The sequence below is a fragment of the Actinocatenispora comari genome, assembly GCF_017312725.1.
Lineage (GTDB): Bacteria > Actinomycetota > Actinomycetes > Mycobacteriales > Micromonosporaceae > Actinocatenispora > Actinocatenispora comari.
On the sequence record NZ_BOPO01000128.1, the window covers coordinates 197,402 to 221,641 of the forward strand.

Annotated in this window: 23 protein-coding genes and 1 pseudogene; 11 read left to right on the top strand and 13 right to left on the bottom strand. The window is 73.0% G+C overall.

What is annotated here, in order from left to right; genetic code table 11:
• Window positions 1–220: 220 nt before the first annotated feature.
• Window positions 221–427 carry a DUF3073 domain-containing protein gene (locus NUM_RS31950; RefSeq protein WP_030448414.1) on the top strand — a complete coding sequence of 69 codons (207 nt, stop codon included), beginning with the start codon at window positions 221–223 and terminating at the stop codon, window positions 425–427.
• 251 nt (window positions 428–678) lie between these two features.
• Here NUM_RS31950 and NUM_RS31955 read toward each other — a convergent pair whose 3' ends face one another.
• Window positions 679–1,626 (bottom strand): ferritin-like domain-containing protein, encoded by a 948-nt coding sequence (locus NUM_RS31955; RefSeq protein ID WP_207128637.1) that lies wholly within the window; start codon window positions 1,624–1,626, stop codon window positions 679–681.
• A gap of 281 nt (window positions 1,627–1,907) precedes the next feature.
• On the opposite strand from NUM_RS31955, the gene NUM_RS31960 reads away from it, so the two are divergent.
• Both NUM_RS31960 and NUM_RS31965 read left to right on the top strand, forming a co-directional pair.
• Window positions 1,908–2,171: a hypothetical protein gene (locus tag NUM_RS31960; protein ID WP_207128638.1), complete on the top strand. Its 264-nt coding sequence runs from the start codon at window positions 1,908–1,910 to the stop codon at window positions 2,169–2,171.
• On the top strand, window positions 2,168–3,190 hold the full coding sequence (locus NUM_RS31965; RefSeq protein ID WP_207128639.1) for an MvdC/MvdD family ATP grasp protein: 1,023 nt from the start codon (window positions 2,168–2,170) through the stop codon (window positions 3,188–3,190). The genes NUM_RS31960 and NUM_RS31965 overlap by 4 nt, the downstream gene beginning before the upstream one ends.
• 563 nt (window positions 3,191–3,753) lie before the next feature.
• Here NUM_RS31965 and purM read toward each other — a convergent pair.
• The 3 genes from purM to NUM_RS31980 form a co-directional block, all read right to left on the bottom strand.
• Window positions 3,754–4,914: a phosphoribosylformylglycinamidine cyclo-ligase gene (gene purM, locus NUM_RS31970; protein WP_370467098.1), complete on the bottom strand. Its 1,161-nt coding sequence runs from the start codon at window positions 4,912–4,914 to the stop codon at window positions 3,754–3,756.
• Window positions 4,915–4,955: 41 nt separating this feature from the next.
• The gene (gene purF, locus NUM_RS31975; RefSeq protein WP_207128640.1) at window positions 4,956–6,548 is read right to left on the bottom strand and encodes an amidophosphoribosyltransferase; all 1,593 of its coding nucleotides are present in this window, start codon (window positions 6,546–6,548) and stop codon (window positions 4,956–4,958) included.
• 190 nt (window positions 6,549–6,738) lie between these two features.
• On the bottom strand, window positions 6,739–7,110 hold the full coding sequence (locus NUM_RS31980; RefSeq protein WP_207128641.1) for a sterol carrier family protein: 372 nt from the start codon (window positions 7,108–7,110) through the stop codon (window positions 6,739–6,741).
• A gap of 138 nt (window positions 7,111–7,248) precedes the next feature.
• On the opposite strand from NUM_RS31980, the gene NUM_RS31985 reads away from it, so the two are divergent.
• The gene (locus NUM_RS31985) at window positions 7,249–9,240 is read left to right on the top strand and encodes a carboxypeptidase-like regulatory domain-containing protein (protein ID WP_207128642.1); all 1,992 of its coding nucleotides are present in this window, start codon (window positions 7,249–7,251) and stop codon (window positions 9,238–9,240) included.
• Between the two features lie 470 nt (window positions 9,241–9,710).
• Here NUM_RS31985 and NUM_RS31990 read toward each other — a convergent pair whose 3' ends face one another.
• Complete coding sequence (locus tag NUM_RS31990) at window positions 9,711–10,484, bottom strand: hypothetical protein (RefSeq protein ID WP_207128643.1); 774 nt, start codon at window positions 10,482–10,484, stop codon at window positions 9,711–9,713.
• Window positions 10,481–10,792: a PadR family transcriptional regulator gene (locus tag NUM_RS31995; RefSeq protein ID WP_207128644.1), complete on the bottom strand. Its 312-nt coding sequence runs from the start codon at window positions 10,790–10,792 to the stop codon at window positions 10,481–10,483. The genes NUM_RS31990 and NUM_RS31995 overlap by 4 nt, the downstream gene beginning before the upstream one ends.
• Before the next feature lie 81 nt (window positions 10,793–10,873).
• On the opposite strand from NUM_RS31995, the gene NUM_RS32000 reads away from it, so the two are divergent.
• Genes NUM_RS32000 through NUM_RS32010 form a run of 3 tightly spaced genes read left to right on the top strand, consistent with a single transcriptional unit; the run spans window position 10,874 to window position 13,351 of the window.
• Entirely contained in the window at window positions 10,874–11,839 is a 966-nt protein-coding gene (locus NUM_RS32000) for a hypothetical protein (protein WP_207128645.1), read from the top strand.
• Complete coding sequence (locus NUM_RS32005) at window positions 11,836–12,567, top strand: ABC transporter ATP-binding protein (RefSeq protein WP_207128646.1); 732 nt, start codon at window positions 11,836–11,838, stop codon at window positions 12,565–12,567. The genes NUM_RS32000 and NUM_RS32005 overlap by 4 nt, the downstream gene beginning before the upstream one ends.
• The gene (locus NUM_RS32010) at window positions 12,554–13,351 is read left to right on the top strand and encodes an ABC transporter permease (RefSeq protein ID WP_207128647.1); all 798 of its coding nucleotides are present in this window, start codon (window positions 12,554–12,556) and stop codon (window positions 13,349–13,351) included. The genes NUM_RS32005 and NUM_RS32010 overlap by 14 nt, the downstream gene beginning before the upstream one ends.
• Before the next feature lie 42 nt (window positions 13,352–13,393).
• On the opposite strand, the gene NUM_RS32015 is transcribed toward NUM_RS32010, so the two are convergent.
• The 4 genes and pseudogenes from NUM_RS32015 to purS all read right to left on the bottom strand — a co-directional run.
• Window positions 13,394–14,161, bottom strand: a complete 768-nt coding sequence (locus NUM_RS32015) for a 2-phosphosulfolactate phosphatase (RefSeq protein WP_207128648.1) — start codon at window positions 14,159–14,161, stop codon at window positions 13,394–13,396.
• A gap of 727 nt (window positions 14,162–14,888) precedes the next feature.
• Window positions 14,889–17,225 carry a phosphoribosylformylglycinamidine synthase subunit PurL gene (gene purL / locus NUM_RS32020; RefSeq protein ID WP_207128649.1) on the bottom strand — a complete coding sequence of 779 codons (2,337 nt, stop codon included), beginning with the start codon at window positions 17,223–17,225 and terminating at the stop codon, window positions 14,889–14,891.
• A gap of 7 nt (window positions 17,226–17,232) precedes the next feature.
• Window positions 17,233–17,934, bottom strand: a complete 702-nt coding sequence (purQ, locus tag NUM_RS32025) for a phosphoribosylformylglycinamidine synthase subunit PurQ (protein WP_207128650.1) — start codon at window positions 17,932–17,934, stop codon at window positions 17,233–17,235.
• Window positions 17,935–18,161: 227 nt separating this feature from the next.
• Window positions 18,162–18,395: pseudogene (purS, locus tag NUM_RS32030) on the bottom strand (phosphoribosylformylglycinamidine synthase subunit PurS); the annotation flags it as partial.
• Window positions 18,396–18,981: 586 nt separating this feature from the next.
• Here purS and NUM_RS32035 point away from each other — a divergent pair.
• From NUM_RS32035 to NUM_RS32050, 4 genes are read left to right on the top strand one after another with little or no spacing between them, the layout of a single operon-like run.
• Window positions 18,982–19,533, top strand: coding sequence for a hypothetical protein (locus NUM_RS32035; protein ID WP_207128651.1), 552 nt, complete (start codon window positions 18,982–18,984; stop codon window positions 19,531–19,533).
• Window positions 19,530–20,270, top strand: coding sequence for a helix-turn-helix domain-containing protein (locus NUM_RS32040; RefSeq protein WP_207128652.1), 741 nt, complete (start codon window positions 19,530–19,532; stop codon window positions 20,268–20,270). Before NUM_RS32035 ends, NUM_RS32040 begins: the two co-directional genes overlap by 4 nt.
• 58 nt (window positions 20,271–20,328) lie before the next feature.
• Complete coding sequence (locus tag NUM_RS32045) at window positions 20,329–20,673, top strand: ArsR/SmtB family transcription factor (RefSeq protein WP_207128653.1); 345 nt, start codon at window positions 20,329–20,331, stop codon at window positions 20,671–20,673.
• Window positions 20,670–21,155, top strand: coding sequence for an SRPBCC family protein (locus NUM_RS32050; protein WP_207128654.1), 486 nt, complete (start codon window positions 20,670–20,672; stop codon window positions 21,153–21,155). The genes NUM_RS32045 and NUM_RS32050 overlap by 4 nt, the downstream gene beginning before the upstream one ends.
• A 43-nt stretch (window positions 21,156–21,198) precedes the next feature.
• Here the strand turns inward: NUM_RS32050 and purB are convergent, their stop codons facing one another.
• The 3 genes from purB to NUM_RS32065 all read right to left on the bottom strand — a co-directional run.
• Window positions 21,199–22,635, bottom strand: coding sequence for an adenylosuccinate lyase (purB, locus tag NUM_RS32055; protein WP_207128655.1), 1,437 nt, complete (start codon window positions 22,633–22,635; stop codon window positions 21,199–21,201).
• A 44-nt stretch (window positions 22,636–22,679) separates the two neighbouring features.
• Window positions 22,680–23,552, bottom strand: a complete 873-nt coding sequence (locus NUM_RS32060) for a gamma-glutamyl-gamma-aminobutyrate hydrolase family protein (RefSeq protein WP_225918989.1) — start codon at window positions 23,550–23,552, stop codon at window positions 22,680–22,682.
• A 197-nt stretch (window positions 23,553–23,749) separates the two neighbouring features.
• Window positions 23,750–24,240, bottom strand: a 491-nt coding sequence (locus NUM_RS32065; protein ID WP_207128657.1) for a hypothetical protein, incomplete at its 5' end; no start/stop codon positions are given.

Below are 24,240 nucleotides of genomic sequence, written 5' to 3' on the forward strand. Positions count from 1 at the left end.
CGGTCGGTAGCGGCCGGTGACCGTTCGTACCCATTACTCCGACGGCCCCGGCGCACCATCGTGCCGGGGCCGCTGTGTGGTCTGCCACCGATGGCTCACTCAAGGGTGGGGCGAGGTGCCGAATCCCGGACCGGCGCTGTACCGTATTAGCCACGAGAGATGCCTAAGTCACCGGGGTCGCCTCCGGCACCCCGTCATTACCGCGTGAGGGGGTCGAGCCATGGGGCGCGGCCGAGCTAAGGCCAAGCAGACAAAGGTGGCCCGGCAGCTGAAGTACCACACCCCTGATACCGACCTCGGGGCGCTTGAGCGCGAACTGGGGAGCGGTCCTTCCAACGGGGACGATCTCAACAGCGTGGACGAATACGGCGACTCGTACGACTCGTACGAGGAGGAGTCGGGGCAGCGCGCCGCCAACGGCCGCTGATCGCCTCGCCTTTCGTCCGCACCGACACGGGCCGGTCCTCCGGCCACCTCGCCGGTCCGCACGCATTCCGTGCGGACCGACCGCGTGCCAGCAGCACGGTTCCGACGCGGCAGCCACCGCGCTCCACCGTGCCCTGGCACCATCCGTCGGGGATGTGAGATCGACAGCACGGAACGGGCCACCCGGTCGACGAGGACCGGGTGGCCCGTTTGCTTGCCGCCGGACACGCCGCGGCGCGCCCGCACCGCCAGTCAGGCGGTCGCGGTGTGCTCGCCCGAACCCGACGCCGCCGGCGGGACCTCGATCGGCCGGGTCAGCGCGCCGGCCACCGTCCGGGCCCGCGGCGCGGCGACCGCACGCAACCCGCTCAGCCGGTGCAGCAGCGACTGCTGCCGCTCCGCGACACCCGGCCCGACGCCGAACTTCGCGATCGCCTTGCGGACCAGGTTCATCCCGCCGAGGCCGGGCAGCTCGTCCATCTTGCGGTCGATCCGCTCGATGTGCTTCGCCCCCTCCGGCCCGCCCATCAGGTAGTTCAGCACGAACGCGGTCTCCCGCTTCGGTTCGATGGTCGAACCGACCGGGCCCCAGAACGCCTTCATCGCGAACCGGGTCAGCTTGCGCGCCTTGGCGGACCGCTCCAGCCGGTCCTTCGCCTGCGAGGCGTAGAAGGCCAGGTGCCGGGTTTCCTGCTTCTGCACCCGCTTGAGCAGCTTGGTCAGCTCCGGGTGGTCCTCCCGCTGCATCATCCGCGCGTACGCGGAGTGCGCCGACCACTCGTTGATCGCGCCCCAGGACATGTGCACGGCGACAAAATCCTCCCCGATGATGTTCGCCGCGAGCGCCTGGTTGATCGGTGCCAGCCGGTCCTTGATGCCCTGCGCGAGCCGCACCTCACGGATGTGCGCGTAGTCGGCCAGCATGCCGTGCACCCGCAGCACCTCGTCGAGCGCCTCGCCGTGCCAGAACTCCTCGTACGCCCAGTGGGTGAGGAACGCGGTCACCTCCGGGTCCTTGTGCGAGGGGGTGACGAGCAGGTCACGCAGGTAACAGATCGTATGGCTCTCTACGTCGGACATGTAACGCAGAGTGCGCAGTGCCGCCGGGGTGAGCGGCCGCTCCCGGAACGAGTCATAGTCGATGTCCTCGAACTTGACCCGCACCGAGTTGTTCTTGTAATTGCTGATGTCGAAGGCCACGTAGGTATTCGTATCCTGTACCGGCGCGGATCGCTAGCGGCGGAGCGTGCCGAATCTCCCCGATGGCCGGCAAACCGACCGTGAGATTGGCCAAGTCACGAACGGCACCGCTGCGCAGCGTGAGCGGTACGACCGAGGCGGTTTACGCCCGGCTTGCCGGCGAGAGACACTGGCGGGCGGATTGTTCGTCCGGCACCGCGGAACCGTCTGTGACCACGCCGGAAGACCGCAGGGCACCACCGCATCCGCGACGGTGGCACACAGTGAGCAAGGGGTCTGGTATGGACAGCAGGGCAGTCACCGAAGACGATCGGACCACCCGGGGCGCGGCCGGCACGCCGTTCGGCCTCCGCTTCGCCCGGACGCCGCGCGCTGGCGTCGAGCTCGACCTCGACCACGTCCGCTACGACGAACGCAGCCAGCGCTCCCTCGCCGCCGACGGCGACCGCTGGCTGCCGCTGATCGACCACCGGCTCGCCCAGACCCTGCAGACCAGCGGCGAGAGTCCCCGCGAGGACGAGATCTTCGACAAGTCGTTCACATGACCCAGCCGGACACCGTGCTGGTGCTCACCGGCCGGCTGGACGCCACCGCCGACCTGGTGATCACCGAGCTCGACCGCCGGGGCGTACCGGTGTTCCGGTGCGACCCGGCGGACTTCCCCGGCCGGCTCGCGCTGTCCGCCCGGTTCGACGGCGCGGGCTGGGCCGGGACACTGCGCACGCCGTACCGATCGGTCGAGCTGGACCGCATCGTCGGCGGCTACTACCGCCGACCGGGCCGGTTCGCCGTCCGTACCGGCGTCGGGGACGGAGGGCCGGACGCCGCCGGGGCCGGTGGGGCCGGGATCGGCAGGTCGGGCGGCGCCGGGGCCGGCGGGGTCGACGAGTGGGCGAGCGCGGAGGCGCGCGGTGGACTCGGCGGGCTGCTCGCCGCGGTGCCGCGCTGGCTCAACGATCCGGGCCGGATGGAACACGCCGAGTACAAGCCGGTGCAGCTCGCCGCGGCGGCCCGCGCCGGGCTGGCGACACCGCGCACGCTGATCACCACGGACCCGGACGCCGCCCGGGAGTTCGTCGCCGGGCTGGCGCGCGCCGTGTACAAGCCGTTCCGCGGGTCGATGCGCGCCGCCGACGGCACCCGGTTCATCTACACCAGCCCGGTCACCGCCGCCGAGATCGACGACTCGGTCGCCCACACCGCACACCAGTTCCAGGAGTGGATCGACAAGGACCACGAGGTGCGGCTGACGGTCGTCGGTGACCGGTACTTCGCCGCCCGGCTGACCGGCCGCTCCGCCGACGCCCGCGTCGACTGGCGCGCCGACTACGACGCGGTCGACTACGCCGTCGCGGAGGTACCCGGCTCGGTTCGCGCGGCGGTGCGCGCGATGCTCGCCGACCTCGGGTTGCGGTTCGCGGCGATGGACTTCGTGGTGCGGCCGGACGGACGCTGGTACTTCCTGGATCTCAACCCCAACGGGCAGTGGGGCTGGATCGAGCACCACACCGGCCTGCCCATCTGCGCTGCCATCGCCGACGCGCTCACCACCTCTCTGCGCTGAGGTGACCCCGAAGCGCTCGGGGCTGGCCCGGGTGCGCTGGGGCTGGTGGTGTAAAGGCCACCTCTGTTCACGCTTCGACCCCGCGTGGGGGAACGTGGGGCGGGGCTTCGCCCCTCCCCACACCCCTCCCCGTCAAGGGGGCCTTCGCCCCCTTGACCATCCCCCGCCAGGGACGCGGAGACGAGATCCGGACGCCGCCTGGCCGTCTCGGAACGTCGGGGACCGGTGCCCGAACAGGACCCCGCCTGGCCGCTACGGCAGAGCTGCCGTGGCGAGCGGTGCGGCGTGGCAGAGGCCCCGGCCGGTCCCCGGGGCGCGGGATTCTCAAGGGGTGTCCCCTTGAGCGTGGAGAGAGCGCGAGAGAGGAGCGGAGCTCTTCTCTCGCTCGCACCCAGCGCTGGGCAGCCGGGGACCGTGAAGGAGCAAGCGGATCGCGACCCGACGACCCACGCTGTGCCGAGGGGTAACCGCAACACCGAGCGAACGCAGCGCGGAACGTAACCGCAACACGCGCGGGCGGGGGTGCGCCGCGCCGCGCGGGTGGGTGGCGGGTGGGGCTGGGGTCAGCCGCGGGTGTGTTCGCCGAGCATCTGGACGCGGCCCTCGCCCTCGACCACCTCGCCGAGCACCCAGGCGTTCACGTCGTGCGCGGCGAGCAGCGAGATCGCCCGGTCGACGTCGGCGGGGCCGACGATGGCGACCATGCCGACGCCCTGGTTGAAGGTCCGCTCCATCTCGTCGGAGTCGATGCGCCCCTTGGTGGCGATCAGGTCGAAGATCGGCTGCGGCCGCCAGGACGAACGGTCCACGATCGCGTCCAGGTCCTCCGGCAGCGAGCGGACCAGGTTGCCGGGGATGCCGCCGCCGGTGATGTGCGCGAACGCGTGCACGTCGCACTCCTGGATCAGCGACAGGCAGTCCTGCGCGTAGATCCGGGTCGGTACGAGCAGCTCCTCGCCCAGCGAGCGCTGCACGCCGAGGTCGTCCACCACGGTGTCGAGCTTCATCCGGCCGGCGCCGAGCAGCACGTGCCGGACCAGCGAGAACCCGTTCGAGTGCAGGCCGGACGAGCCGAGCGCGATCAGCGTGTCGCCCAGCTGCACCCGGTCGCCGCCGAGCACCTTGTCGGCGTCGACGACGCCGATGCCGGTCCCGGAGATGTCGTACTCGTCGGGGCGCAGCATGCCGGGGTGCTCGGCGACCTCGCCGCCGACCAGCGAGCATCCCGCGTACCGGCAGCCGTCGGCGATGCCGGCGACGATCTCGACGATGCGCTCCGGGACGACCTCGCCGCAGGCCACGTAGTCCTGCAGGAACAGCGGCTCGGCGCCGCACACGACCAGGTCGTCGACGACCATCGCGACCAGGTCGACGCCCACCGTGTCGTGGATGCCCATCTGCTGCGCGATCAGCAGCTTGGTGCCGACGCCGTCGGTGGAGGAGGCGAGCAGCGGCTTGCTGTACTTCGTGGTGTCCAGCGCGAACAGGCCGGCGAAGCCGCCGATGCCGCCGACCACCTCGGGCCGGAAGGTCTTGTGCACCTTGCTCTTCATCAACTCGACGGCCTGCTCACCGGCCTCGATGTTGACGCCGGCCTCGGCGTAGCTGGAGCCGCGCTTGCGGCCACGGCCGGCGGTGCCGGACCACGGGACTGTCCCCGCTCGCTGACCCGTCTCGCCGTTGGTGCCGTCGGTCGTACCAGCTCGCTCGGTCACCTGGGTCACCGAATCTCCCCTCAGGTGGGCCGCCGAGCGACCCACGTCGTTCACGGACGCCGGAGGGCGTCCGCCCCACCCGGGCCGGCGGACACCGGGTTGGCGTCCGCTGCCTGTGACCGCGCCTCGCTCGGGCGGCCGGAGCCATCGTCGGCGGCCGGTGGGCCGGACGTGGCGGTCGAACTGTCGGCGCGACGGCCGATGCCTTCCAGGACGTGCTTGCCGACCAGCGTGTCGGCCGGCAGCTCGACCGGGTAGACCCCGTCGAAGCAGGCCCGGCAGAGCCGGTTGCGGGGCTGCTCGGTCGCCGCGATCAGGTTGTCCAGCGACACGTATCCGAGGGAGTCGGCACCGACCGACCGGCGGATGCCCTCGGTGTCCAGCCCGTTCGCCAGCAGCTCGGCCCGGGTGGCGAAGTCGATGCCGTAGAAGCACGGCCACTTGACCGGCGGCGACGCGATCCGGACGTGCACCTCGAGCGCGCCGGCCTCGCGCAGCATCCGGACGATGGCGCGCTGGGTGTTGCCGCGCACGATCGAGTCGTCCACGACCACGACCCGCTTGCCCCGGATCTGCTCGCGCAGCGGGTTGAGCTTCAGCCGGATGCCGAGCTGCCGGATCGTCTGGGACGGCTGGATGAACGTGCGACCGACGTAGGCGTTCTTCACCAGCCCCATGCCGTACGGCGTGCCCGACTCGTCGGCGTAGCCGATCGCCGCCGGGGTGCCCGACTCCGGGCTCGGGATCACCAGGTCGGCCTCGACCGGGTACTCCTGGGCGAGCCGGCGGCCGATCTCGACCCGCGCCGCGTACACGTTGCGGCCGGCGATGGTGGTGTCCGGCCGGGCCAGGTAGACGTACTCGAACAGGCAGCCCTTGGGTTCCGGGTTCGCGAACCGCTCGCTGCGCAGCCCGTGCTCGTCGATGGCGAGCAGCTCGCCCGGCTCGACCTCGCGGACCACCGAGGCGCCGACGATGTCCAGCGCGGCGGTCTCGGACGCGACCACCCAGCCGCGCTCCAGCCGGCCCAGCACCAGCGGGTGGATGCCCTGCGGGTCACGCGCCGCGTAGAGCGTGTCCTCGTCGCAGAACACGAAGCTGAACGCGCCGCGCAGGGTCGGCAGCAGCTCCAGCGCGGCGGCCTCGACCGACAGGTCGGGGCGGCTGGCCAGCAGCGTGGTGACCAGCGCGGTGTCGTTGGTGGCGCCGGCGTCCAGGCCGAGCTTGGCGGCCCGGTGGGCCAGCTCGACCGCGTTGACCAGGTTGCCGTTGTGCGCCAGCGCGATCGTGGTGCCGGCCGTGGTGGACCGCAGGGTGGGCTGCGCGTTCTCCCAGCCGGGGCCGCCGGTGGTGGAATAGCGGCAGTGGCCGACCGCGATGTGCCCGTACAGGCTGGCCAGGGAGGCCTCGTCGAACACCTGGGAGACCAGGCCGAGGTCCTTGTACACCACGACGCCGGAGCCGTCGCTGACCGCGATGCCGGCCGCTTCCTGGCCGCGGTGCTGGAGTGCGTAGAGACCGAAATAGGTGAGTTTGGCGACCTCTTCGCCCGGTGCCCAGACACCGAAGACGCCACACGCGTCCTGCGGGCCGGGGCCGTCCGGGTCGAGATCGTGGGTCAGCAGCCCGTCGCCTCGGGGCACTGCCGCTCCTCGCTAGCCGGGGAAAGCCGTCGCCGGCAAGTGTACGCGAGCCGACGGCGATGACATAGAGGCGTCGTTTGATCACTTCTGGTCATCATCGCCGGTCGGACGGCCGTACGCGTCGCCTGCGCCACCGGCCGCCCCGGTGCGGCGAAGGTCCGGATCGCCCGAACGATGCCCACCCGCACCGTCAGCGGGACACCGGCAGCTCGTGGCTGAGGTCGGCGCGGACGCCGCTGGCCCGGACGGCACCGGAGGCGACCGCGTCGGCCCAGCCGGTGCGCCCGGTGGCCAGCCGGACCCAGGTCAGCGGGTCGGTCTCGATCACGTTCGGCGGGGTGCCGCGGGTGTGTCGGGGGCCGGCGACGCACTGGACCGCCCCGTACGGCGGGACGCGGACCTCGACCGAATGGCCCGGCGCCCGCTCGGCCAGCCAGCCCAGCAGCACCCTGGTCGCGTCCCGCAGCACCGCCGCGGGCGGGGTGCGCCCGGCATCCAGCTCGGCGGTGGCCGCGGCGACCGCGGCCGGGTCCGGTCCGCGGGAACGAGTACGGGCGGTCACGGCCGGGACGATACCGTCACGGTACGACGTGAACACCGGGAGACATCCGCAACTAGGTTGACAGGTCGGGTCGCCAACTCACAGGCGGACAAGGCATAGTTCCGGCGTTGGGACGGACGTACACCGGAGGCGGTGGAGATGGCAACGCCAGCGCACACCCGCGGGCGTCGACGCCGGGCGAGCCTGGCCACGGCGGTCGGCCTGGCCGTCGGCCTCGTGCTGGCCGGGGTGGCGGCCACCCCGGCGGTCGCCGCACCCACCCTGTCGGTCAGCGCCAGCCCGGACACCGTGGACCTCAAGGTCGGCGGCGACAACCGCACGATCAGCATCAACATACAGACTTCCGAGCCCGCGGAGAACGTCTCGGCAGTGGTCAGCGTGCCGCTGGCCGACTCCGGCGTGACGATCAAGGGCTCGCAGGGCGCCAGCTGCGTCGCCACCGGGCAGAACCAGCTCAACTGCCCGGTCGGGCACATGGACCCGGGCAAGGCGAAGGCGATCTACGTCACGGTCGCCGCACCGCAGCAGAGCCAGATCGCGGCCGGCGACAGCCGCAGCGGTACCGGCCAGGTGCAGGTCAGCGCGACCGGCGCACCACAGCCCGGCTCGGCGTCGTTCAACATGACGCTGTCCAACGACGCGCCCCAGTCGGTCGGTCAGATCTCCGGCTCGGTGCTGTCGGCCAAGGACGGCTCGGCGATCTCCGACGCCAAGGTCACGTTGACCGACAGTGCCGGTACCAACCGGCAGGCGACCACCAACGCGAACGGCGAGTTCAGCTGGACGCCGAGCGACGACCAGACGCTCGCGGCGGGGCAGATCACCGCCACCGTCGACGTCGACGGGTACAAGCAGGCCAAGCAGACGCAGAACGGCACCAACGGTCAACCGCTGGCGTTCTCCCCGTTCAAGCTCACCAAGATCGCCAAGGCGAAGCCGACGAAGACGCACGCCAAGGCGGCGTCGCCGACGCCGAGCGAGGAGCCGAAGGACGACGGCGGCGGCCTCGGCACCATCGTCTGGGTGCTGATCATCCTCGGCGGGTTGCTGGTGGTCGGCGGCATCGTCGCGATCGTGCTGCTGATGCGCAAGAAGGACGACGACGACGGCGACGGTCCGGGTTCCGGCGACGGGATCCTGCCGTTCAACGACGGCCCGGAGCCGACCGGGTACCCGCGGCGCGGCGCCGGCGAGACCGCGGTGATCAACGCGGTACCGGGCGGCGACGACGCACCGACGATGGTGCACAACGGGCCGCTGGTCCGCGACGACGGCTACCCGCCGTACGGGAATGCCGGCCAGACGCAGGCCTACGGCGCCGACAACGGCCAGACCCAGATGTACGGCGGGCAGACCCAGGCGTACGGCGCGGACGCGCCCGCCACCCAGATGTACGGCGGACCGTCCCAGGCGCACGGGGCGGACGCGCCCGGCGGCGCCACCCAGGTGTACGGCGGGGAGACCCAGATGTACGGGGCGCAGCCACCGGCCGGCCCGCCCACCGGCGACGCGACCAGCACGTACGGCGCGTCGCAGGGGCCGGCCCAACCGTGGCAGCAGTCCGACCGGGGCGTCGGCGGCAGATCCGAGGGCACCATGTACGGCCGCGGTTCCGGCGCCGCGCCGACCTCCGGTGCGGCCCCCGCGTCCGGCGCTCCGACCAGCGGCTACCCCGGCTCGGGCGGCGCTCCGACCAGCGGCTACCCGGGTTCCGGCGCGGCACCGACCAGCGGGTATCCCGGTGGGCAGCCGACCAGCGGCTACCCGGGCGGGCAGCCGACCAGCGGCGCGGGCCCGGCGAGCGGCGGGGGGTACCCGCAGTCGGGTGGCGCGCCGGCCGGCGGGTACGGGCAGGGCGGCGGCTACGGCCAGCCGGCCGGTCAGTACGGCCAGCCCGCCGGTCAGCAGTACGGCCAGGGCCAGCAGTACGGGCCGCCCGCGGGTCAGGGGCAGCAGTACGGGCAGCCCGGTGGCCAGCAGTACGGGCAGCAGCGCCCGGAGCTGAACGAACCGACCGGCGTCTGGCAGCCCGGCCAGCAGCAGCAACAGCCTCGCCAGCAGCGCCCGGCGCCGCCGTCCGGCGACGAGACCCGGCTGGACCGCAACGACGGCGTCGACTGGCTCGACTGAGCGTCCGCGACCCCGACCACGGCGCCGCAGCCGATCTCGGCGTGCCGGCGCCCACCTCGGCGTTGCGGCGCCCGCTCGCCGAGCATGGAACAGTGACGGCTCGGCGATCCGAGCATGGAACGGCGGCGGCTCCAGCGAACCGATCGTGAAACGGCGGCGGCCCGGCGAACCGAGCATGGAACGGCGGCGGCTCCAGCGAACTGCGCATGGAACGGTGACGGCCCGGCGAACCGAGCATGGAACGGCGGCGGCTCGGCGAACCGATCGTGAACGGCGGCGGCTCGGCGAACCGGGCATAGAACGGCGGCGGCTCGGCGAACCGATCGTGAACGGCGGCGGCTCGGCGAACCGGGCATAGAACGGCGGCGGCTCGGCGAACCGATCGTGAACGGCGGCGGCTCTGGCGAAGCGGGCATGGGGCGCCCTTGGTCGACGCGCGGTCGGCCGTGGGGTGTCGGTGGGCGCGCTGGTCAGTCGGCGGTGCGTTGGCCGCGGCGGAGATCGTGGCCGGCGATCACGGTGGTGGCGGCGAGCACCGCGAGCACCGCGGTGACCGCGAGCCCGCCCGGGTGCAGGCCGGTACGGCCGCCGGCGAGCAGGCTCTGGCCGGCCGCCATGGCCAGGCCGAGCCCGAAGAGCGGCAGGGCAACGGACAGCCGGCGGGTGCTCGGCAGGACGGTGGCGGCGGAGACCCGGGCGACGAGGGTGCAGCAGCGGACGGCGAGGAACGCCAGCGTGGCCCAGTAGTACCCGACCAGGGCGAGGTCGGCGGGGCCGGTGACGTGCTCGGCGATGCCGCTCCAGGCGGCCGCCAGCAGCAGGCCGACCGCTACGGTGGGGGCGGCCAGGGTGCGGGCCGCCACGACGGCCAGCCGCCGCAGTGACGCCGGCCGCGGCCGGGGCAGCGGTGCGCCGAGCGCGACACCGGCGAGCAGCGGCACGAGCCACAGGCTGGTGGCCGGGTGACCGATGTCGGCGGTCAGCGCGGTGGACGGCGTGACGGTACGCAGCGCGAGCACGGTCGCCGCGACGACCGCGAAGAGCATGACGGTCAGTACCTGCCGGGTCTGGCCGCTGCGATTGTCGCCCCAGGCGCTCGGCTGCAGCCAGAGCCGGACCGCGCCGGCCAGCGTGTCCGGCCAGGACCGGATGCCCGCTGCGGTCACCTCGCGGCTGATGTCGACGCCCCAGCGCTCCCGGACGGCCGGTGGGTAGAGCCGGGCGAGCAGCGTCGCGGCGCTCATGTCGGCGTCGCTCCGAGCGCCCGCAGCCCGGCCGCGGAGACGCGGGCCATCTGCTGCAGTTCGGCCCGCAGCACGTCGCGGCCGGCGGCGGTGATCTGCATCGTGCGGTGCCGCTCGGCGGCCTCGCCGGCGCCCTCGACCGGCTCGATGAGTTCGCGCGTCTCCAGCCGGGACAGCGCGCCGTAGAGGCTGCCCGGGCCGAGCCGGCTGCCGGTGAGCTGCTCGATCGCGGCGTTGATCGCGTACCCGTGCAGCGGCCGGTCGGCCAACACGGTGAGCACGAGCATCTGGGCGTCGTTGCTGTGCATGGCCCTCCCTGTCTCCAGCTCAGCATAGTACGAACCTCGACACTACTTGCCTCGTACTACGAGACGCGTACTATGGCCGCCATGGAAGCTTCGTACCGGAGAGGCCGCGCCGCCGGGGCGGCGATCGGCGCCAGCCTGGTCGCCGGCGGCGTGTTCGTGGCGCTGACCGTGCTGGCCGACCAGGACGTGGCCGGCCGAGCGGCGTTGCCGTGGCGGGCGGACCCGTACCACACGGCGATCGGGCTGGCCGAGCTCGTCGTCCCGGCGCTCGCGCTGGCGATCGTGGTCCGGCTGTTCGTCTGGCGCGCGCCCGGCGGCCCCGACCGGGCCCAGCAGACCGTGCGCGCCGCCGGCACGATGACCGCGCTGGTCGGTGCTGCGCTGGCGTTCGAGTGGGCCGCCGTGATCGGCGCCACGGACGCCGGCCGACACCCGGCACCGCTCGTCGGGCTCGGCGTGACCTCGCTGCTGGTCGCCGTCGCGACGGTGTTGCTCGTCCGGTCCCGCCGACCGGCCGGTGCGGCCCGCCGGTGGCGACGGGACTGGCTCGGCGACGCCGCCCTCGCCTGCCGCTGGACGCCGCTGCCGCGCAGCTGGACCGGCCCGCCCGCCGTCGACGCGGTACGCCGGCACGCCCTGGCCCTGTTCGTCGGGGCGAGCGGCCTGGCCGGCGCGGCGCTGGCCGGCGCCCAGAGCATCGGCGAGCAGCTCACCGATCCGCTGCTCATCGGCTGGTACTTCGTCGTCGCGACGGCGAGCCTGACCGCGTTCTGCCTGGTCGGCAACGCCGTCGCCGGGTTCGTCGTGCGGCCGGCACCGGGTCGGGTCCGGCGCGCGGTCGAGGCCGCGCTGGTCACCGGCGGCAGCACGAGCCTGCTCGCGGTGGCCTTCCGCGACCCGGCCCGGGCGGCGGTCGGGCTGGGACCGGTCACCTCCGTACCGACGATGGCCTGGCTCACGCTCGGGACCGGGCTCGGCGTCGCGGTGCTCACCGCGGCGGCACTGCTCCTCCGTACGCCGGAATCCACCGGAAAGGCAACCGGATGACCATCATGATCAGCGCCGAGAACCTGACCAAGCGGTACGGGCGGCGCCCGGCCGTGCGGGACCTCAGCCTCACCGTCGAGGCCGGCCAGGTCTGCGCGCTGCTCGGGCCGAACGGCGCGGGCAAGACCTCCACGATGCGGATGCTGCTCGGGCTGTCCACCCCGGACGGTGGCCGGGTCCGGCTGCTCGGCGAACCGGTCGGGCTCGGCGCCCCGGTACTGCGCCGGGTCGGTGTGCTGATCGACGGGCCGGCGTTCGTGCCGCACCTGTCCGGCCGGGCGAACCTGCGGCTGCTGTGGTCGGCGGCGGGCCGGGCCTGGCCGCCGCCCGGACTCGACGCCGCGCTGGACCTGGCCGGGCTGGGCGACGCGCTGGACCGGAAGGTACGCGGCTACTCGATGGGGATGCGGCAGCGGCTGATGCTGGCGCAGGCGCTGATGCGGCAGCCGGACGTGCTGATCCTGGACGAACCGGCCAACGGCCTGGACCCGGCCGAGGTACGGGCGCTGCGCGAACGACTCGCCGCGCTGGCAACGGAGGGCGCCGCCGTCCTCGTCTCCAGCCACCAGCTCGCCGAGGTGCAGCAACTCGCCACCCACGTGGTGGTGCTCCACCACGGCCGGCTCGTCGCGGCCGGACCGATGGCCGACCTGGTGGGTGCCGCCGGGTCGCTGGAAGAGGCGTTCCTGACCATGACCGGAGAAGAGGACGAGCGTGCTGCGCGTTGAACTGACCACCCAACTGCTGCGGATCCGTACCCTGGTCGCGCTGGCCTGCCTCGCCGCCGTGCCGGTCGCGGCCGGGGTGTCCACCGCGGGAAACGCCGGGCACCGCAACGGCGGCAACGTCGGGCTGTTCGGCGCGGCCACCTACTCCGCGCTCAACCACGCGCTCGCCAGCCTCGCGTTCCTGGAACCGTTGCTGCTGCCCGTCGTGGTGTCGCTGCTGGGTACCGCGATCGGCGCCGCCGACCGGGACTGGGGGACGCTGCGCTACGTGTACGTGGCGCCGGTCAGCCGGCGCCGGCTGCTCACCGGCAAGCTCGCCGCGCTCGGCGTCGCGACCGCCGCGGCGACGCTGTGCGTACCGCTGGCCGGGTTGCTGACCGGGCTCGTGCTGTTCGGCTGGCACCCGTTCCACGTCGTCGGCGCCGCCAACCTCACCGGCGGCGAGACGGCGGTACGGGTGTCGATCGCGTGCGGTTACAACGTGCTCTGCATGCTGAGCATCGCCGCGGTCGCGTTCGCGCTGGGCATCCTGCTGCCCCGCGGCGTCGAGGCACTCGGTGCGTCGGTCGCGTTCGTGATCGCGGCCACCATGCTCAACGGAACCCCGGTGCTGCGCGCCGTCCAGGACGTGCTGCCGGTGCACTACTGGCAGCTCTGGACGCCGCTGTTCGACCCGATCGGCGCCGCGCAGCTCGGTACTGGTGTGCTGGTCCAGCTCGGCACGGTCGTGGTCGCGGTGGGCATCGCGCTGCTCGTCCTGCTCCGCCGCGACCCGGCGGCCTGACCTCGGCGCCGGCCGTTCGCGCGTGCCGGAGCCGGTCGGATCTCAGCGGGTGCGGGGGACGCGGCCACCGGTGAAGACGCCGGAGCGCAGCACCGGCACCTCGGCGCTGACGTCGCGCTCGACCGCGATCTCGACGTCGGCGCCGAACCCGTAGCCGGTCAGCTCCCGGCCGGAGGCGCTGCCGCGGATGGCGGCCGGCACGTCCGGCACCCCGTACAGCACCGCCACCGCCGCGGCGGCCTCGACCGACAGCTCACCGCCGGTCAGCCCGTCCAGTACCGCGGCCGCGCCGAGCAGGTCCTCGACACTCGGCCGCAGCGTGCCGTCCGGCCAGCGCTCGCCCGCGGCGATCACACCGATCGGGGCGTCCGGCGTCCCGTACCCGTCCGAACGGAGCAGGTCGGCGACCGCGCTCGCGTTGCGCAGGCAGCCGGCCAGCACCGGGATCCCGCTGGACTGGGCGGCGGCGCAGATGGTCGCGCCGTTCGGGGACGGCAACACCAGATCCGGGACCACCGGCGCCGAGCGCAGCGCCGACGGCGACAGCGACCACGGACGCTTCGGCGTCGTCGCGGACCGGCCCACCGCGACCGCCGCACCGATCCGCTGCGCGTACTGCTCGGCCTGGTCGTTCCACGGGAACGGGTGCACCCGGAAGCCACGCTCGACCGCGACGGTCACCGACGTGGTGAACGACAGCACGTCGACCACGACGAGCGCGGCGCACACCCGGCTCAGTTCGGCCGCGCCGGCCAGCCCCCACTCGAACCGGATGCCCGCACCGGGCTGGGTGAACACCGACTCGGTCATGCCGCGAAATTACCGCGGGTGACGGTGAGTCGCCCGTGGATTTCCAGTGCCGTGGGTCGCACCTCTTTGCGCTGAGGTGCTCCCGAAGCGCTCGTGTCCCGTCTTGTGTGCTCGTGGTGGTGGGGTAAAGGCCACCTCTGTTCGCCGCTTTGACCCCTTGTGGGGGAACGTGGGGAGCGGGCTTCGCCCCTCCCCACACCCCTCCCCATCAAGGGGGCAGTCGCCCCCTTGACATCCCCTGCCCGGGAATCGGTGTTCAGGCAGGACGCCGCCTGGCTCGCTTCGGAACTACGGGGCCCGGTGCGGCATGCCGATCAACGCCCAGCCCGCCACGACAACCCCCCGCCGTGTGCGGTGCACGACGCGAAGCGGGCGTTGCCGTGATGGGTAGGCCGGGCCGTGCCCCGTTCTTCTTCGACGGTCACTGGGCGTCGATGGGCATCGTCACCGGGGGCTGGGCGGGGATGGCCAAGGGGGCGGCCCCCTTGGCGGGGAAGGAGCGCGAGGAGGGGGCGAAGCCCTCTCCTCGCATTCCCCCACGCGGGGTCAAAGCGTGAACAGAGGTGGTCTTTGCACCGCCAGCGGGAGCGAACCTCAGCGGCAGAGGTGGCCTTTACCCCGCCGCTTGGGGCGCACCGCAGCGCAAAGAGGTGGCCTTTGCGCCACCAGCAAGAGCGCACGCCGCCGCAACACGGCGCCTCGGGGCCACCTCGGCGCAAAGAGGTGGTCAGGCGTCGGTGGCGAGTACGGCTGCCTCGGCGGGAGCGCCGAACAGGGCGGGGAGCGTGCCGGACCAGGCGGTACGCAGCTCGTCCAGCGGCACGGTGAACTGGTGCGCCACCGCCAGCTCCCGGCTCTCCGGGTCGATCATGCCGATGCCGGTCCACGGCATCCGGTGCTCGGCGCAGAGCGCGGTGAACGCGGCCTGCATGCCCCGCGGTACCGAGACGAGCACCCGGCCGGACGACTCGGAGAACAGGAACACGAACGGGTTCGTACCCTCGGTGAACCCGTCCGGCAGCAGCACCTGGACGCCGACGTCGTGCCGCAGGCAGCCCTCGACGAGCGTCATCGCCAGGCCGCCGTCGGACACGTCGTGCGCGGCGGTGATGAGCCCGTGCGACCCGGCGGCGCGCAGCAGTTCGGACAGTCGCCGCTCGTGGTCCAGGTCGACGGTCGGCGGGGTACCGCCGAGGTGGCCGTGCACGGTGGCCGCCCACTCCGAGCCGGACAGCTCCGGCTTCGTCTCGCCGAGCAGGATCAGCAGGTCGCCGCGGCCGTCCGCGCTGGGCTTGAACCCCATCGGGATCCGTTGCCGCACATCGGGAAGCAGCCCGAGCACGCCGAGCACCGGGGTCGGGTCGATCGGCGTGCGGCCGGTCTGGTTGTAGAAGCTGACGTTGCCGCCGGTGACCGGGATGCCGAGCTGCAGGCAGCCGTCGGCGATGCCGCGGACCGCCTCGGCGAACTGCCACATCACCTCCGGGTCCTCCGGGCTGCCGAAGTTGAGGCAGTCGGTCACCGCGATCGGCTCGGCACCGGTCACCGCGACGTTCCGGTACGCCTCGGCCAGCGCCAGCTGTGCCCCCTGGTACGGGTCGAGCCGGGCGTACCGGCCGTTGCCGTCGGTGGCGAGCGCGATGCCGAGGTGGGAGTCCTCGGACAGCCGCAGCACGCCGGCGTCCTCCGGCTGCGCCAGCACGGTGTTGCCCAGCACGTACCGGTCGTACTGCTCGGTCACCCAGGTCTTGTCGGCCAGGTTCGGCGCGGACACCATGCGCAGCAACGTGTCCCGCAGTTCGTCCGGTGTGGACGGTCGGGGCAGCGTCTCGGCCACGTCGGCGGTCAGCAGCACCCGGTCGGCCGGTTCGCGCAGCGGTCGCGCGTACACCGGGCCGTCGTCGGCGAGGCTCTTCGGCGGCGCGGACACGACTTCCTCGCCGTGCCAACGGATCGTCAGCGGCTCGCCGATCCCGGTCACGGTGCCCAGTGCGGTGGCGAGCACGCCCCACTTGGCGCAGACGGCGAGCACCGCGTCGAGCTTCGGCGGCTCGACGACGAGCAGCATCCGCTCCTGCGACTCGGACGCCAGCACCTCGTGCGGGTCCATCGACGCCTCGCGCAGCGGTACCCGGTCGAGGTCGATCAGCATGCCGGTGTTCGCCGCGGCCGCCGTCTCGGACAGCGCGCAGGTCAGGCCGGCACCGCCGAGGTCCTGGATGCCGGCGACCAGGCCCGCGTCGTACAGCTCCAGGCACGACTCGATCAGCAGCTTCTCCATGAACGGGTCGCCGACCTGTACCGACGGGCGACGCTGCTGGCTGGTCTCGTCGAACGTGGCGGAGGCGAGCACCGAGACGCCGCCGATGCCGTCCCGGCCGGTCTTCGCGCCGACCAGGACGACGACGTTGCCCTCGCCCTCGGCTTCCTTGCGCTGCAACCGATCCACCGGCAGCACGCCGACCGACAGGGCGTTGACGAGCGGGTTGCCCTGGTAGCACGAGTCGAAGACCAGCTCGCCGCCGATGTTCGGCAGCCCGAGGCAGTTCCCGTACGTGGAGATGCCGGCGACGACGCCCGGCAGTACCCGGGCGGTGTCCGGGTGGTCGGCCGCGCCGAACCGGATCTGGTCCATCACCGCGATCGGGCGCGCGCCCATCGCGAGGATGTCCCGGACGATGCCACCGACGCCGGTCGCCGCACCCTGGTGCGGTTCGACGTAGCTCGGGTGGTTGTGGCTCTCCACCTTGAAGGTGACCGCCAGCTCGTCGGAAACCCTGACCACACCGGCGTTCTCGCCGATGCCGGCGAGCATCCGGGTGCGCTGCGGGGTCTTCTCACCGAACTGTCGCAAGTGGACCTTGCTGCTCTTGTACGAGCAGTGCTCGGACCACATGATCGAGTACATCGCCAGCTCGGACTGGGTCGGCCGGCGGCCGAGGATCTGCCGGATCCGCTGGTACTCGTCGTCCGCGAGGCCGAGCTCCGCGTACGGCTGGGGCTGCTCCGGCGTGTCGACCGCGCGCGGCACGGTGTCCAGCACGGGCTTCTCGCTGTCTGTCATCGTTCTCCTACCGCCGATCCCGGCTCGCCGCGGGCACCGCGGTGCCAAGGTGGGCCAGGACGGCCGTGAAGATGCCGAGACCGTCGGTGGACGGGCCGGTCAACGCCTCGACGGCGTGCTCCGGGTGCGGCATCAGGCCGACCACGTTGCCGGCCGCGTTGCGCACCCCGGCGATGTCGTGCTGCGAACCGTTCGGATTGCCCCGCAGGTACCGGAAGACGACCCGGCCGGTGGTCTCCAGCATCTCCAGGGTGGCGGGATCGGCGACGTAGCAACCCTCGCCGTTCTTCACCGGGATCAGGATCTCCTCGCCCGGCTGGTACGCGCTGGTCCACGCGGTGTCGGTCTGCTCGACCCGCAGCCACTGGTCCCGGTTGCGGAAGTGCAGGTGCTCGTTGCGGGTCAGCGCACCGGGCAGCAGGTGCGCCTCGCACAGGATCTGGAAACCGTTGCAGATGCCCAGCACCGGCAGCCCGGCGTTCGCGGCGTCCACGATGGACAGCATCGCCGGGGAGAACCGGGCGATCGCGCCGCAGCGCAGGTAGTCCCCGTAGGAGAAGCCGCCGGGCAGCACGACCGCGTCGACCCCGTGCAGGTCCGCGTCGTCGTGCCAGAGCGCGACCGGCTCGGCCCCGGACAGCCGGATCGCGCGCAGCGCGTCCCGATCGTCCAGCGAGCCGGGGAACGTGACGACCCCGATCCGGCTCACTGCCCGTCCCCGCCCTCGCCCTCGGCCGGGGCGGCCGGTGGTACCGCATCCGCCGGCGCGGCGCCGTCGGCCGGCTCGGCGACCGCCGCGGCCTCGACCGGCCGGGCCGCCACCAGCGGGGTACCGGGGTCGAGCCGGCGCGGCGCGACCACCGCCGGCACGTCCGGCTCCACCGGGTCCACACCGGAGATCGCGTCGATGGCGCCGGCCGGCGCGGCCCGCCCCGCCTCCTCGACCCGTACGGTGAAGTCCTCGATCACCGGGTTGGCGAGCAGCGCATCGGCAAGCTGCCGGGCCTTCGCCAGATCCGGCTCACCGGTGAACTCGATCTCGACCCGCTTGCCGATCCGCACCGAGGCGACGTCGGTGACACCCAGCCGGGGCAACGCGCCCGCGACCGCCTGACCGGCGGGATCGAGAATCTCGGGTTTGAGCATGACGTCGACGACCACGCGAGCCACGCGACGCTCCTGTCGAAATAGTTGCCGGGCACGAGCGCGCTCAGCGTATCTCGCGGGTCGCCTCGCCCCGCCGCCGGCCAACCCGGGAAACCCCCCGATACGGTGCGACAATGCCGCAATCCCCGGCACCGGCCGGCGGATCGTCGGCGGCGTCACGCCAACCTGGTGACCGCGTTTCACGCGAAACCGCCCACCCGCCGCCTGCGACGCAACCGCCCTCGCATCCGGCAGATCCGTCCCGTCCCCCGTCCCAGCACAGACCCACGGCCCGCGTCCGCCGGCATCGCCGGTGGTCCTGGCCAGGTTGCGGCGCGTTGTCAGACTTCGCAGAAGACCGCTGCGGCGACCCACGCGCTCGGAGGCATCGATGACCGGCGGCACGGACATCCCCGAACCCGACCTCCCGGCCCCGCTCGGTACCGGCCCGGCCGGCTCCATGGTTCCCGCCCCCACCGGTACTCGCGGACCCGCCGCCGCGCCGGACGCCGCGGTGGCCGGACCAGGCCACCCGATCGACCCGGGAGCTCCCGGCGCTGCCGGACCCGGCGCTGCCGGACCCGGTGTGCCCGGTCCCGGTGCTCCCGGGGTGGGTGGTCCGCCACACCTGGCGCCGGGGTTCGGCGCGCCCGGCCCAGTCGGTACCGCACCGCCCGGCAGCGCGGGCGAGCGCGCCGCGGCGCGGTTCGGCCGGTTCTACGCACCCGCCGCGCTGGCACTGGTGGCGCTGAGCTTCTGCCCGATGTTCGACGACGTGGTCGAGCACGAGGGCGCTGTGACGACGAGGGCCACATACGGCACCCTCTGGGACATGGCCAGCACCCCGGGCGGGGGGCCGGCCTGGCTCGGCATCATGCTCATGTTCGGGCTCGTCGGGCTGCTGATCGCGGCCACCCTGCGGGCGCGACCGGGCCGGGCGGCGAGCGTCACGATCGCCTGCCTCTCCGCGCTGATCACGCTCATGCTCGCCACCAAGCCTGGCACCGGGGACCCGACGCCGAGCCTCACCCCGTATGCGTCGGCCGGCCTGGCGCTGGTCGTGGCCATCGGGCTGCTCGCGATCGTCCACACGATCGTGCTGTCCGTCGCCCGCACCGGTACCCAGCCGAATCGCCCCTCCTTCTGGTCCATCCAGCAGTGACGCATCCGGCCCCCGGCCACTTCGGCGCAGCGGTACGGCGCCTGGCCGGGCGCCGACAGCTCGGAGTCGACGCGCTGGCGGGCCTGGCCGGAGTGCCACCACCGGAGCTGACCGCCATACTCGGCGGCGGGGCACCGAACGGTGGTCTGGTGCGTCGGCTGGCAACGGCGCTCCGGCTGCACCCGGCGGATCTCTTCGCCGTCGCCGACCTACCCGTACCGGAAGACGTCGCCCCGGCCGACCCGTCCGCCGGCTGGCGTCTCGCCCTGCTCGTCCAGCGCGCGATGAGGCTGTCGCGTCGCCAGCGGGAATCGCTGCGCGCGGCGGTGGCCGCGTTGCCCGCCGCGGCCCGGATCGGCCCACCCCTGGAGGCCTCGTCCCGGCACCGCTATCCGCCGGGCCCCGGTGGACTGCTGATGCGGCTGATGCAGAACAGGAACGCGGGCCCGGTGACGACGGCGAAGCTGCTCCTGGTGACGACCGGGCAGTGTCTTGCGGCCTCGACGTACCTCAAGATCGGTCACGGCGTTCTCACCCCGGCACCGCAGCGGTCGACGAACTTCGCCATGGTCATCGACATCGACAGCGATGACCTGGCTGCCCTGACCGGGCTGACGGTCGAGCGGCCGCCGCCGTCGGCACCGACGGACATCGCGGGCCTGATCTGGGACGCACGACGGCTGGACGCCGCCCAGCTCGAACGGGCCGGCGCGCTCGCGGACCGGCTGCGGGCCTGACCGGCCCGCCCCGGCTGGACCATTGACGCCGAGATCGGTAAGTTGTAGCTTACGGTTCGTGGAGACTAACGAAGCCGGCGAGGCGTGGGACGTACTGGGGGACCGGTCCCGGCGGGCGATCGTGACCAGGCTGGCGGAGCGGCCGTGGGCCGTCGGCGAGCTCGCCGACGAACTGCCGATCAGCCGGCCGGCGGTGTCGCAGCACCTGCGGGTACTCAAGTCGGCCGGGCTGGTCGACGACGAGGTGCACGGCACCCGCCGGGTCTACCGCCTCAACCCGGCCGGCGTCGCCGCGCTCCGGGACCAGCTCGACACGTTCTGGCGCCGCGCCCTGGCCGGCTATCAGGACCTGCTGCCGGCCGACCGGCAACCATCGGAAACCGAACCCGAGGAGTCATCGTGACCAGCACCGAGACCACCACCGTCGTCCGTTCCGTGGTCGTACCGGTGGACGCCGAGCGCGCGTTCGCCACGTTCACGCAGCGGTTCGGCGACTTCAAGCCGCCCGAGCACAACCTGCTGTCGGTACCGATCGCGGAGACGACACTGGAGCCGCGGGTCGGCGGCGGCATCGTCGACCGCGGCGTCGACGGCAGCGAATGCCGCTGGGCCCGGATCCTCGCGTACGACCCGCCGAACCGGGTGGTGTTCAGCTGGGACATCGGGCCGACCTGGCAGGTGGAGAGCGACCCGGAGCACAACAGCAGCGAGGTCGAGGTCCGGTTCGTCGCCGAGGCGCCGGACCGGACCCGGGTCGAGCTGGAACACCGGCACCTCGACCGGCACGGCCCCGGTTGGGAGGGCGTCCGCGCGGGCATCGCCGACGACCGCGGCTGGCCGCTCTACCTCGCCCGCTACGCCAACCTGTTCGGCACCACCGGCTGACCACCCGGCCCGCCCGACCACCGGCCGGGCGGGCCCAGCCCGATCAGAGGATCGGCGCCGGGGTGTAGGCGGCGGCCTCCGGGTGGGCGTCGAGGATCGGGCGGATGCGCGCCAACACCGCGTCGACCTGGGTGGACGCCGCCCCGGTGAACGCGCCCCGGTCGGCGACCAGCGCGTCGATGTCGGCCCTGGTCAGCGGCATCCGATCGTCCGCGGCGAGCCGGTCGAACAGGTCGTTGCCGCTCGCCTCACCGCGCAGCGCGAGCGCCACCGCGACCGCGTGTTCCTTGATCACCTCGTGCGCCTGCTCCCGCCCGACGCCCCGCCGTACCGCGGCGACGAGGATCTTGGTGGTCGCCAGGAACGGCAGGTACCGGTCGAGCTCGCGGGCGACGACGGCCGGGTACGCGCCGAGCTCGTCCAGCACCGTCAGCAGCGTCTGGAACAGGCCGTCGGCGGCGAAGAACGCGTCCGGCAGCGCGATCCGGCGCACCACCGAGCAGGACACGTCGCCCTCGTTCCACTGCCCGCCGGCCAGTTCCGCGGTCATCGAGGCGTACCCGCGGAGGATCACCGCGAAGCCGTTGATCCGCTCGCAGGAGCGGGTGTTCATCTTGTGCGGCATCGCCGAGGAGCCGACCTGGCCCTCCTTGAAGCCCTCGGTGACGAGTTCCTGGCCGGCCATCAGCCGGATCGTGGTGGCCAGCGAGGACGGTGCCGCCGCGGCGTGCACCAGCGCGGACACCGCGTCGTAGTCGACCGAGCGCGGGTAGACCTGGCCGACCGAGTCGAACACGTGCGCGAAGCCGAGGTGTTCGGCGACCCGTCGTTCCAGCTCGGCGAGCCGGGTCGCGTCGCCGTCGAGCAGGTCGAGCTGATCGGCGCCGGTACCGACGGGGCCCTTGATGCCGCGCAGCGGGTACCGGTCGAGCAGCTCTGCGATCCGCGCGTACGCGCCGAGCAGTTCCTCGGCGGCGCTGGCGAACCGCTTGCCCAGCGTGGTGGCCTGCGCCGGCACGTTGTGCGAGCGGCCGACCATGACCAGCGTCCGGTACTCGGCGGCCCGGCGGGCGAGCCGCCCCAGCGCGGCGACGATGCGGTCGCGCACCAGCGCGAGCGAGTCGCGTACCTGCAGCTGCTCGACGTTCTCGGTCAGGTCGCGGCTGGTCATCCCCTTGTGCACCTGCTCGTACCCGGCGAGGGCCGAGAACTCCTCGATCCGCGCCTTGACGTCGTGCCGGGTGACCCGCTCCCGCTCGGCGATCGAGTCGAGGTCGACGTCGTCGAGCACCTTCTCGTACGCCTCGACGACGCCGTCCGGCACGCTCACTCCGAGGTCGCGCTGCGCCTTCAGGACGGCGAGCCAGAGCCGCCGCTCCAGCGTCACCTTGTACGCCGGGGACCAGAGCCGGACCAGCTCCGCCGACGCGTACCGCGCCGCCAGCACGTTCGGGACCTGGGGTTTCGCCGCTGAAGTCACGGCCCCATTCTTCCCCGACCGAGCCACCGCGCCGACGCGGGGCGTCAGTTGAGGGCGAGGACCTCGTCGGCGGCGACGCCGGTGGTCAGGCGGTTGGCCAGCCAGCGGAACGGCGCGATGCCGGCCTGGTCGGTGGCGGTGTGCATCTCCGGGTGCCACTGCACGCCGAGCAGCGGCCGGTCGACGCCGACGATCGCCTCGACCAGGCCGTCGGACGCGCGGGCGGCGATGGACAGCCCCTCGCCGAGCGCGGCGACACCCTGGTGGTGGTAGCTGTTGGTACTGATCTGGTCGGCGCCGGCGAGCGCGGTGAGCGTCGGGTCGGTGATCGTGACCTGGTGGTACGCCGGCTGCCACATGTCGTCGGGGTGCCGGCGGCCGTCCCGGAACTCGCTGGAGTGCACCAGCTCCTCGGACCGTTCCGGCAGGTGCTGGTGCATCGAGCCGCCGAGCGCGACGTTGAGTACCTGCATGCCGCGGCAGATGCCGAGGATCGGCAGGCCGCGCTCGAACGCGGCGCGGACCAGCCCGAACTCGAACGCGTCCCGGTGCGGTTCCAGCTTGGCCAGCGGGTGCGCCGGCGCGCCGTAGAGTTCCGGGCCGATGTCGGCGCCGCCGGTCAGCAGCAGACCGTCCAGCATGGACAGATAGTCGTCGTGCAGTTGCTCTGAGTGCACAGGAATCGGGACCGGCAGCATGCCGCAGTCGCGGACCCAGCCAAGGTATGTACCCGGAGTGATGTCGAGGTGACGTGGGCCGAAGCCGAGTTCGCGGGACTTCTGCGCCCCGACGCTGTATCCGGTGACCCCAACGACCGGCCGTCGCACGGCACTACCTCCGACACCCTGGTTCGATTTGTAGGTAAGCAAAGCAGCGCCAGCGACGATACCGCGCCTGGGCAGATCCGCCACCCACATTCTGGGAACGCGTCACCAGAACGTGGAAGGTCGAGGTACTTCCCGGTCACCACCGGAAATCTCCGGACACCAACTCGTCACTCGACGTGACACGCGAGACATGATCCGGTCGACCCTTCGACGTACCGGCAGGCAGGGGTGCGGCGCGATCAGGGGGCGGCGATCAGAGACGCGGCGCGATCAGGGACGCGGCGGAGTCAGAGCTGCAGGGCCGGATCGGCGACGACGCCGGCGAGGTCGCCCGCGGCGAACGGGAAGTCGACGCTCGCCAGGACCGACTCGGTCAGCCGCACCCGCGACCCGTCCGGGCGCAGCAGCACCGCGCCCCGCTCGACCGCGTCCCCGACCGGCACCTCGTACGCGACGAGCCGACCACCGTCCGCGTCCTTGTCGTGACAGTACGAGGTGGCGCCGGCGGCGGCACACACCTCTCGCGGGTCGAGTCGATCACCGCCGGGCAACGTGACCAGCAGCGTCAGCCGCGGCGCGCCGGGCTGACCCGGCACCGTCCAGTCGGCGTACCAGGCGTCCGCGGCGCCGGCCCGGGAATCCGGCAGCCGGCGCGGCCCGGCCGCCGACCCCGCCAGCGGCACCGGGTCCCGGTACGCGCGCAGCGCCGCACCGCCGGGCAGGCCGGCCCGCACCGCGGTGTCCAGCGCGGCCCGCTCGGCGCTCGCCGTACCGCCGC